The sequence below is a fragment of the Alkalibacterium sp. genome, from assembly GCF_046484155.1.
Lineage (GTDB): Bacteria > Bacillota > Bacilli > Lactobacillales > Carnobacteriaceae_A > Alkalibacterium.
This window is the reverse complement of record NZ_JAWOBT010000071.1, coordinates 1-10,821: the sequence shown is the minus strand read 5'-3', so window position 1 is coordinate 10,821 and position 10,821 is coordinate 1. Positions and strand designations below refer to the sequence as shown.

The following is a 10,821-nucleotide window of genomic DNA, read 5'->3' as shown; positions in this document are numbered from 1 at the left end:
ATTGATGAAAGAAGCAACAAACTAAAAGGAACGAATGCATTAATCGTAAAGCAATCTGTAAAAATTTATTATTAACCAACAAGGCAGTCCTTTGTTGATAGGGGCTGCCTTGTTGGTTATTTGAATTAAATTGTTTACTCAACGTTTTTTAATTTAGGAATAAGGAAGTACATCATAATATGGTTAACACCAGTGAAAATTAATTGAAAGGAAACAGTCCAGTAAAAAATAAGCACGGCTAGTTGTGGGTCAAGTAAGGATTGGATACCAAACCAAATCACTAGGATGTTCAGCGTGATAGCAACCCATTTAATATTATTTTTTAATTTAAAAATAGCAATAGTATTAGTGACAGCTAAAATCATCATCATGATAACAACAAGAGTAATTACAAGAAAAGCTCCGCGTGCTGGGTTTCTTAAAAAGAAAACCACACCAAAACCGCTAAATAAAAAGCCTTCAAGTACACGCAATATTCGATACTTCATTTCTTTCGTCATAAAGAAACCGTCAATAATAATTACAATACCCACAAGAATTAATGCAACCCCGATAACCGTCAAAAATAAAGCACCTTGACTGATTGGATCTGACATAAAAAGTACACCTAAAATCAACCACAGAATACCTTGAAAAAGAAACTTATAACGTTCTTTTTTCATCATTAAACCCTCCTTTACTTTATTTTATAGGATGAGCTTAAGTCTATAAAGATGGTAAGTCAAGTAATATGGCTTGACTTGCCATTTCTTGATTTTCTTCACAATATAAATTTTAACATGTAAATTTTTGAAGAATGAATATCTAATATAATAAGTCCTATTTGAGTCAGTCACAAATAACTGGCACATTTTTTTCCCTTGAGCCTCTTAATTGACTTCTAGTATTCTTTTGATTAATATAATGGTGTAAAAAAGAATTGTTTATTTTCTATTGTCGAAACATTCTGTGGACCCTATTAGAAAGGAAGGATTTTTATGAACAAAGAAGTATTGAAGAGGTTACGATTGGGTGTTCTCTCTTTTTCAGCTCTAGCTTTAATTGCCGCCTGTGGGACCGATGATACGGACGAACCAGTAGTCGATGAAGACCCAGCTGTTGAAGAGCCGGTTGACGATGAAATGGCAGATGATGAGCTGCTAGAGGAAGCCGGAGTAGACATTGTCGCTATTGCACAAGGTGATCCTGATTTTAGTACCTTAGTCGCTGCTCTTGAAGAAGCAGACCTTGTTGAAACGCTTCAAGGGGAAGGACCATTCACAGTGTTTGCGCCGACTAACGCTGCCTTTGACACACTGTTAGGTGAATTAGATATTACAGTCGAGGAATTACTCGCACAACCAGATTTAGAACAAATTCTTACGTATCATGTTGTGTCCGGTAATGTTTTAGCCGGTGATTTAACAGATGGTATGACAGCAGAAACTGTTAATGGAGAAGAAGTGACTTTTGACTTGTCAGGTGATCCCATGGTGAATGAATCAACAATTATTACAACCGATATCGAAGCGTCAAACGGTGTTATACACGCAATCGATACCGTCTTGGTTCCTTCTGATTTTGAATTACAAGAAGTAGAAGCAGAGTAATCCACCGATGCATTTTCCTCATCATTAATGCAGTAATCTGAAAATGTATGCTTATCTACTTTAATGATAGTTTCATTTTGTTCTTGAAAATAAAAAATCGCTCCCTTTGACTTTTGTCAGAGGGAGCAATTTTTTTATTGGAAAGCATTATTGGAGCGAATATCGGAAGCCTCGCAGCGATGCGAGGCTTTTTCCTATAAGGAAGAGCACTAATATGGAAAAAAGACTGGTCAGTCTTTTTAGAGACTAATTCATACCAAATAGTGGTACGAAGTGGTCTCAAAAATGGTTTTGAGACCGCTTGATATCAATCTGTTTGTAGAACTAGTCACTAAAACAATATTGAGACTAGTTGATCGAGAAAAGCTGAATGAAGTGGTTTCAAAAGGCTTATTGAGACCAGTTCTTTTTAGGATATTAAATTAACTAGTCACTAAATGAGTTGTGAGACTACTTCAGTTTCATACGATTCAGGAACTGGTCTCTATAGCGATATAGTGACCAGTTAGTTAGTGTTAGGACCGTGAACTGGTCTCAATCCTCTCTGACAGTGACATTGAGAGAACAAAAGCTCTTCAAAGATGGAAAAAATAACTTGTCTTGACAAGCCGTTTCCTTTCTAGGCTATTAAGTATAATGAGATGACTTGGCAAACCCATTAATTGTAAATTCCGTATTTAGAATTGCTCTGATCCTGCGTTTTGGAAGAGATCCACTACCCCATTCGTGCATAACATTGCATGTCAGTTGTGCTTCAGGAAACAAAAACTTAAATGACTGAACTTCAGACAGGAAAAGCTTGTTGAGTGAAGTAGTATGTCCACAGGAACGACAGAGACTCATCTTAGAGGAATTTTTCAAGTCAAACGATCCGCAGCAACTGCATGTCAGTCCTTTCTTGAGATCTTTAAAATCATACAAAGGCAGCTTCCTCTGGTAAGGAAGCTCTTTTTGACTTTCCACCAGTAACCGGTCGGCAATATGGTAGTTTTTAGCTGACAATGTATCGCATCGACGATTGATACTAGTAAAATGGGATATTATTTGAGGAAGGAATATAAATGGAGTTTCCCTTTTGGACTCATAAAGAAAGAACGAAGAGTTGACGAATACGACATTCGGTACGATGGATATAGCATGGTCCCATTGATCAACTAACTTCTTAAATACTGTTGTTGTGCGGTTTAACTGACCTGCTGGGCTGACGATGTCCTGGCCGGAATCCGTACGAAACTGTCCGGTCAGATTGGTGTAGTTGCCTTCGTAATTTTTGATTTCATATAAATAAATAGCATCTGAAGTCACTATAAGTGAATCAATCTGAATCGGTGTATTCCCGATAACCAGTGACAGATCATTCAGGATGAGAGCATCGCTAGTGAGGTGTTTCCCCACTAAAGAATCAAAGATTACTTCGCCAACATAGCCTTTAGATAGAGTTAACAAGTGCTGCTTTTCTCTGTAAGAAAGAGTTAGCCGTTTGTCCAGCAATTCCAGTGCTGTCAGTAAATCCGGTTTATTTCTTTGTTTTTTTATAAGCATTTTACACCTCCACACTATTACTATTTACAATTAGAAATATTTCTCATTTTATTCATAGAAATAATTAGAAATGAGGAGCCTTCGTGAGAATCAGCACTCAAAAAAGAGCCAATCAAGTACAACAACTGTTTCGGCTCTAATTAAGATCAGGATTACTTGGTTTCCTTTAGATGGTATACTTAAAAATAGAATAACTGAAGCTTTCCAATTAAACTAGAGTGAGAAGTTGCAGCTATTTAAAAGGAGGAGTTATGTTTTATTTGTTTTTAGCCATTTTATGCAGTGCGTCCATTGCACTCATTTTTAAATATACGGAAAATACAGATTCAAATAGATACGTCATCACAAGTGCCAATTATTTTATTGCATTTGTAACGAGCTTAATCATGATTATGTACCAGGGAATCTTGAATGGCGTTCCCCGAGAAATTCCTTTTATAGATGAATTAATTTTATTGATGGGAAACGATCAGTACATTTTATCACCGTATTCAAGTATTATCTGGGGAATCATTGTCGGCGGAATAGCAGGTGTTTTCTTTTTCCTATCGTTTGTCTATTATCAAAAAAGTGTGAGAGACAATGGGGTAGGGATATCTGGAACGCTAGCAAAGTTAGGCATACTTATTCCAATGATTTTTTCAATACTTATCTGGAGAGAATTTCCGACATCTATTCAGTGGATAGGCATTCTATTATCATTAGTATCGATCGTTGTTATCAATTTGTCTAAAAAGTCTATCAAAACATTTGATTTTAAACCAACACTGTTACTTCTTTTTATCTTTGGTGGAATGGCAGAATTTTCAAACAAGATTTATCAGAAGTATGCCTTGAACGATTATAAAGATGTTTTTTTATTTGCAGTATTTTTCGTCGCCTTTTTGATTAGTGTGACGTACACTATGAATACAAAGGGGAAGGCAACACTTAAAGATATACTAACGGGCTTTGCAGTAGGCATCCCTAATTTGTTTTCATCTTACTTTCTGATTCTGTCTTTGGATACACTGAAGACCTCAGTGGCTTTTCCTATCTACAGTGCCGGGAGTATCGTATTGATAAATATAGGCGGCTTACTCATTTATAGAGAAAAAATCGCGCGGAAGAATCAGCTGGCCATCGCAATGACCATTATCGCACTCATTTTGATCAATATTTAAAGCTGGTAAATAAAAACTCGAAGTGTCGTAATCGACACTTCGAGTTTTTCTCCAATAAATATGAGTTTTTATTTTATATCTTTGTATTCTAGATCCAGTGCACGTTTGACTGCAGGTCTTTCACCGATTCGGTCAGCCCATTCTTTCAAGTTCGTGTATTCATCAGCTTTTAGAAACGCAGCGGCATCGCCGTACAAGTCGCCTTGAACCAGACGCCCGTACCAAGGCCAGATTGCCATGTCCGCAATGGTATACTCGTCGCCATTGATGTATTCCTTGTCGGCTAAGTGTCTATCGAGCAGATCCAGCTGGCGTTTGGTTTCCATGGTGAACCGATTGATCGGGTACTCTTGTGCAAAGGGTGCGTAGGCGTAGAAGTGACCAAAGCCGCCACCTAGATAGGGTGCAGCCCCTGTTTGCCAGAACAGCCAGTTCATCAGTTCCGTTCTCTCAGCCAGTGAAGTCGGGACAAACTGTCCAAATTTTTCAGCTAAATATAATAAAATGTTGACTGATTCAAACACACGAACCGGTTCGTCCTGTGAATGATCCATCATCGCCGGTATTTTCGAGTTGGGATTGATTTCAACAAAGTCACTCCCGAACTGATCACCATTTGTTATATCAATTTTATATAAGTCATACTGAGCTTCCATGACGCCGGCTTCTTTCAGCTCTTCCAGCATGATCGCTACCTTTATGCCATTAGGTGTGCCTAATGAATAGACTTGCAAGGGATGTTCACCAACTGGAAGTGTTTGTTCAAATCGACTTCCTGCGACAGGCTGGTTACCAAATTTATTCTTTTCTTTCTGATTCCATTCCCATACTTTAGGTGTTTTATAGTTTGACATCGTATCCGCTCCTTTTATATTCAGTATACTGATTAATAATTTTTAAAACAAGAAATCTAACAGATGACTATGACATTTGTTTACTTGAAAAATTGATACACCTTATGAGCATTATAAAGTCTGAAAATGAAATGTGATTTTTATACTCCGATAGAGTATCCAGATACGTCTGATGAAGTTTTAGAAATGATTATAAGCGCAAAATGGAAAATGTTTTGATGTAATAAAAGTATTTTGTAGCATCAAGTCATTGGAATTTTCTTGCAATAATTGTATAAAAAGCAATTTCTAAGACATCATGATACAATAAAGGGAATAATTTAAAAGGTCAGCGAGTAAAATTCTGGAGGAAAAGATGAAAACAATAACTATAGTGATTCCTGTTTATAATGAAGAAGAAGCACTACCTCAATTAGTTCGCCGATTGGACAACATGAGTAAAAGCCTAACCAACATTAAGTGCGACTTTTTATTTATAAATGATGGAAGTGAAGATCAGACATTAGAAATAATCAAAGAAACAAGAAAAACAGATCCGAGAGTAAATTACGTCGATTTATCAAGAAATTTTGGCAAAGAATTGGCGATGCTGGCAGGATTTGATTATGCAGATGGCGATGCAGTGGTAGTTATTGATGGAGATTTACAACAACCACCTGAGTTGATATTGGAAATGGTGAAGTGGTGGAAAAAAGGCTACGATGATGTATATGCTGTTCGAGTGGATAGAGAAGGTGAGAGTAAATTCAAAGATTGGACTTCAAGGGTGTATTATAAGGTGATCCAGAAAATGACGACTGAAAAAGTTTTTCCGTTGGCCGGTGATTTCCGTTTGCTCGATAAAAAATGTGTTCAAGCACTGCGAGAATTACGTGAGAGTGAACGATACACAAAAGGAATGTATGGATGGATCGGATTTAAAAAGAAAAAACTAACTTATGTGGCAGATGAACGCGCAGCGGGGCAGACAAAGTGGGATTTTTCGAAGCTGTTTAAATTGGCTTTAGATGGAATCACTTCATACAGCACTATACCACTGAGGGTCTGGTCTTATGTCGGATTTGTAATCTCGTTCTTTTCATTTGTGTTTTTGCTTATTGAAATAATGAAAACCCTTTTTTGGGGAACGGACGCGGCGGGTTATCCAACGCTTTTAGCAGGCATTCTGTTTCTCGGGGGTATTCAATTGATTTCACTTGGTGTGATGGGTGAGTATTTAGGGAGAGTGTTCATTGAGACCAAGAATAGACCCCCTTATTTTATTCGCGAAAAATCAGGTAATGACTCAAATATAGAGAAGAGTAAGGAAGATAAGGCATGAAGCAACTGTATTCAAAGTACCATCAGTGGATCGATTATATTTTTTTTGGTGTACTGACAACGATTGTTAATTTTTCCATATTTTACCTGTTCGATAGTGTTATTGGTATCTCTTATTTAATTGCCAATGCATTATCTATTATTGTGGCAATTCTCTTTTCTTTTTACATGAACAAAAAATATGTTTTTAAATCCCAAACAGCGGATCGCAAAATGTTATTTAGAGAGTTCACTTTATTTGTTGGCTTTCGTTTGGGTTCTGGATTCTATGACATGTTAAGTATGTGGGTTTTGGTTGCCTATTTCGACATCAACACCAATGTATCTAAACTATTGACCGAAGTCGTCGTCGTTCTGCTCAATTATGCGTTCAGTAAATTTATTGTTTTTAGAAAGAGGAATACACATGCATGAAGAAACGAGGAAATCGACAGATAAAAGAAACATCACATCTCGCACGTTTATAGTATATACCGGACTTTTTCTCGTAATGGTTTGTTCGATCTATAGCTACTTTGTTTGGACTAACACGTCCTTCATTTGGGAAAGAGATGGCTTTACACAGCATTATCAGTTGTTCTTTGATTATATTTCTGAAATTAGAGTATCGATTAACGAAGGCAGTATATCCTTATGGGATTGGAATATCGGTCTAGGTGCAGATGTTCTTTATTCCTACGGATATTATGCTATCGGAGATCCATTTGTTTATTTAGGGTTACTTTTCCCAACTCATTTAATGGAAGCTGCTTACCACATCCTTATTCTGCTACGTATATGGGCAATCGGGATCAGTTTTTTATTCTTTCTTCGAAGTCAGCATCTCTCTCATCATTCCGGTTTGGCTGCAGCGATTGCATACGCATTTACACATTTCGTTATTTTTAATGTGATACGCCATCCGTTCTTTTTGTTGCCTTTAATCTGGTACCCTCTTTTAAGTTTAGGGATTGAGAAGATTCTAAAAGGTGGATCCAATCGTTTGTTTATGGTGGCAGTGACGATAAGTGCGTTAAGTAATTTTTATTTCTTTTATAAATTAACTCTTTTAACTGTTCTATACGCGCTGGTCCGGTTTGCGTATCTTAACAAAAAATGGGACTGGGTATCATTTACAAAGGTCTTTCTGAAGGCAGCTTATGCCTATAGTGTCGGCTTGTTGATCTCAGCTAGCCTTTTCTTGCCTATGGTTCTTGGATTTTTGGATTCTTCTCGTCAATCAGGAGAGATAGGCATCAATCTTCTGTTTTATCCGCTGGAGTATTATTTAGCTTTGGTCCAGCATACAGTCAGTCCCGGAAGTTACTTTTGGCTTATCGGAGGATTTCCTATCCTGTCAGTATTTGGATTTGTGTACATCTGGAAAAAACCAGACTATCGATTTATTCGAACGACGGTTATCATATTATTCATACTCGCATTGTTTCCTTTTTTCGGGTCGATGATGAACGGTTTCTCTGGACCTTATAATCGCTTTTCGTTTTCATTGGCTTTCTTCTTTTCACTGGCTCTAGCTCACTTTTTGGACCACCGTGAACACATGGATACTGACTACTTGCAGAAAATGAAGAGGGTACTGATTCTGTTTTCTGTATTTCCCTTCATTTCGTGGGTTTTTGTTGATTGGTCGATTCCTTATATGCTTTTTCCGATTGCTTTAGGCTGGGGAATATGGGGATATCTTAAGCTGCCATCAGATAAAAAACTCTCTTATCTCAATGAAAATCGCTTAGTGATAGCTCTAGTTATGTTGAATTTGACTGCCAATGCCTTGTACTATTATTACCCATTTGGCATGAATGTAATGGACAGTTCTATTGAATATGGAACAGCTGAAGAAGCATATCAGCAGGTATTAGCGGATGGACCAGAATACTTACCAGACAGAGGCTTAGACCCATACCGTGTGGGAGTCACTTCTCAGGATAGCCATGTGAGAAACCAATTTTTATACTTAGATGTAATGGGACTGAATTCCTATTTATCCATTACGAATGGCTATGTCGCCGATTTTGCAGAAGCGATTGAAACGGCAGGGTTTCAGATCATTCAACCCCTTAGAAACGGTATCGACGACAGACGTGTAGCCAATCATTTATTAGGCGTTCGTTACGTCATTACGGATTCCGAGAATGAGTCGTATCTTCCTTTTGGGTATGAAGTAGTTGAAGAATTGAGCAACAACAAAAATGAGCAGTACATTTTAGCTGAAACTACGGATGCTTACCCTTTTGCATATGCTATCGGGAATGCCCTCCCAGAGAATGATTTTATGGAACTGAATGCAGTGGAAAGAGAAGCCACTTTAGTTAGAAATGTAGTCCTGGAAGAAAGTGTCTATCAGGAATTATCACTGGAAAAATCGTCTAATGAAAGTGACGTGAAAAAGGTGCTTTTTGAAGTGAAGAACGATGAGAATGAAACAATCATTCTACCTGATGATGCTATTCGAATCGAGGAAGAAAACACACAGTTTACGATCGTTTTAGAAAATCCTAATGAACTGATCGGACACGAGTGGTTTATCCGTTTAGACGGGTTAGACTACCGTCCATTTGAACAATCACCATGGCTGCGTCAATCAACGAATTATCGTTTAGCAGTGAACGATGGTCACCAGAGGAAAAGTATTTATCAGTCAGATCAATACAGTTTCAGCTCATTTTTCCATCGGGAGCATATGCTGTTTAATATGGGCTACGTGACAGAAAAAGATGAAAAAGAGCAAGTGGAAATTGTCGTGGATCAGCCTGGAATATATGCCTTAGATGAGATAACCGTTTATGCCGTACCTGTCAGTGCTCAAGAAGACGAACGCATCGCTGCTGAAAAAAGAGCACGAGCTTTAGATATTCATGTTTTCTCAGATGAAAGGTTAGAAGGAGAAATAACTGCTGACGCAAACGAAATTTTGGTTACCGCTATTCCCTTTTCCACAGGATGGTCAGCAGTCGTTAACGGTGAAGAAAGTGACGTGTTAAAAACGAATTTAGGCTTCGTAGGGGTCGAGCTGACTGCTGGAGAGAACAACATAGAGTTCACGTATCGTACGCCATATTTACGAATGAGTATGGGTCTAACTCTAGTAGGGATTATTTTAGCCGCCCTCAATATGAAAAGATGGAGCAAAACGAATAGTATAAAAAGTAATGATTAGATAGGAACAGTTTGATTTTTTTATTCTAACTAACCGGTCAAAAGCATACAATATATTGTATAGAAATCGAGGGAGAACAATGTGTCTATATGTGCTAAACTGACTATGACTCACCCCTCAATATAATTTTAATAGAATCATAACAACAAATACACGTGTGTGGAGATGAAGACAATGATAAATTACAAAGGGTACGCTTTGCTATCGCTTTTCTCAGCTGGGGTGGCTTTAGCGATTACGTTTATGCTTAAAGCTTCTGTGGGATTGGGGCCTTTTGATGCCTTGATCCAATCATTATCATTACTGTCAGGTATAAGAATCGGGACCGTTTCTATGATATTGAACTTGTCCTGTGTGATAGGTCAGTTGATCATTCTGAAAAAGGATTTTGGCTTTAACCGTTTACTGCAAATCCCTTTAAGTATATTAATTGGTGTGCTGGTCAATTATTTTTATTATAATTTATTTGCATCTGTTGAGTTTAATAGTTATGTGATATCTCTGATAATTTTCATCTTAGCTTTAGTCTTAGCGATTTTTTCTGTAAGTATGGTAATGATGCTGAACCTTGTTACATTTCCTATAGAAAGTTTCTGTATGGTATTGTCGAAGAAAGTTCCGTTAAAGTTTGCTGTGATCAGACAGATAGCTGATATTCTGTTTGTAGTTATTTCAGTTGCCTTAACACTTATATTTGGCTTGGTCCCATCAGTTAGAGAAGGGACAATTATAGGGATGCTGATATTTGGGCCTTTAATGGGGTTTTTCATCGAGAAAGTTCATCCAGTATTATCGAAGAGAGGAATTATTGAGGAAATACGAATTTAATTTATTTCCTTTGAAACCTGTTCAGTGCATCAGCGTGATCAAATAAGCTGGTAACGGTATTATTGATCACGTGTATTCAGAAGAAGTGCTTAATAGATTTTTTCACTAATAGATCAAACAACTTAGGAGGAATAGTATGTCTATTTTTACATCTGACGTTTTTACGGGTAAACATGCTTTGATTACAGGAGCCACTGGCGGAATCGGTTACGAAACGGCGAAGGTGCTGGCTGCTATGGGTGCGGCTGTTACGATCACAGGTAGAAAGGAAACGGTCTTGAACCAACTGAAAGAAGCCATTGAAAGCGAGCGGCCGAATGCGAAAGTGATGCTGGTTGTGGCTGACTTGGCCAATGCTTCTGACAGAG

Annotated in this window: 10 protein-coding genes; 7 read left to right on the top strand and 3 right to left on the bottom strand. The window is 37.7% G+C overall.

The window, feature by feature from the left end; all coding sequences use genetic code 11:
- Window positions 1-134: 134 nt before the first annotated feature.
- Window positions 135-665: a DUF308 domain-containing protein gene (locus R6U02_RS05450; RefSeq protein ID WP_410262624.1), complete on the bottom strand. Its 531-nt coding sequence runs from the start codon at window positions 663-665 to the stop codon at window positions 135-137.
- Window positions 666-977: 312 nt separating this feature from the next.
- Here R6U02_RS05450 and R6U02_RS05445 point away from each other — a divergent pair, with 312 nt between their 5' ends.
- A complete protein-coding gene (locus R6U02_RS05445; RefSeq protein WP_410262623.1) occupies window positions 978-1,589 on the top strand; it encodes a fasciclin domain-containing protein in 612 nt (203 codons plus the stop codon).
- A 627-nt stretch (window positions 1,590-2,216) separates the two neighbouring features.
- On the opposite strand, the gene R6U02_RS05440 is transcribed toward R6U02_RS05445, so the two are convergent.
- Window positions 2,217-3,131: an NERD domain-containing protein gene (locus R6U02_RS05440; protein WP_410262622.1), complete on the bottom strand. Its 915-nt coding sequence runs from the start codon at window positions 3,129-3,131 to the stop codon at window positions 2,217-2,219.
- Between the two features lie 251 nt (window positions 3,132-3,382).
- On the opposite strand from R6U02_RS05440, the gene R6U02_RS05435 reads away from it, so the two are divergent.
- Window positions 3,383-4,294, top strand: a complete 912-nt coding sequence (locus R6U02_RS05435; protein ID WP_410262621.1) for a GRP family sugar transporter — start codon at window positions 3,383-3,385, stop codon at window positions 4,292-4,294.
- Between the two features lie 68 nt (window positions 4,295-4,362).
- Here R6U02_RS05435 and yghU read toward each other — a convergent pair whose 3' ends face one another.
- Window positions 4,363-5,148: a glutathione-dependent disulfide-bond oxidoreductase gene (yghU, locus tag R6U02_RS05430; protein WP_410262620.1), complete on the bottom strand. Its 786-nt coding sequence runs from the start codon at window positions 5,146-5,148 to the stop codon at window positions 4,363-4,365.
- A gap of 355 nt (window positions 5,149-5,503) precedes the next feature.
- On the opposite strand from yghU, the gene R6U02_RS05425 reads away from it, so the two are divergent.
- The 5 genes from R6U02_RS05425 to R6U02_RS05405 all read left to right on the top strand — a co-directional run.
- Complete coding sequence (locus tag R6U02_RS05425) at window positions 5,504-6,469, top strand: glycosyltransferase family 2 protein (protein WP_410262619.1); 966 nt, start codon at window positions 5,504-5,506, stop codon at window positions 6,467-6,469.
- Window positions 6,466-6,882, top strand: a complete 417-nt coding sequence (locus R6U02_RS05420; protein ID WP_410262618.1) for a GtrA family protein — start codon at window positions 6,466-6,468, stop codon at window positions 6,880-6,882. Before R6U02_RS05425 ends, R6U02_RS05420 begins: the two co-directional genes overlap by 4 nt.
- Complete coding sequence (locus tag R6U02_RS05415; protein WP_410262617.1) at window positions 6,875-9,625, top strand: YfhO family protein; 2,751 nt, start codon at window positions 6,875-6,877, stop codon at window positions 9,623-9,625. The genes R6U02_RS05420 and R6U02_RS05415 overlap by 8 nt, the downstream gene beginning before the upstream one ends.
- Before the next feature lie 174 nt (window positions 9,626-9,799).
- Window positions 9,800-10,453, top strand: coding sequence for a YczE/YyaS/YitT family protein (locus R6U02_RS05410; protein WP_410262616.1), 654 nt, complete (start codon window positions 9,800-9,802; stop codon window positions 10,451-10,453).
- A 136-nt stretch (window positions 10,454-10,589) separates the two neighbouring features.
- The coding region (locus R6U02_RS05405) for an SDR family NAD(P)-dependent oxidoreductase (protein WP_410262615.1) at window positions 10,590-10,821 on the top strand (232 nt) is incomplete at its 3' end.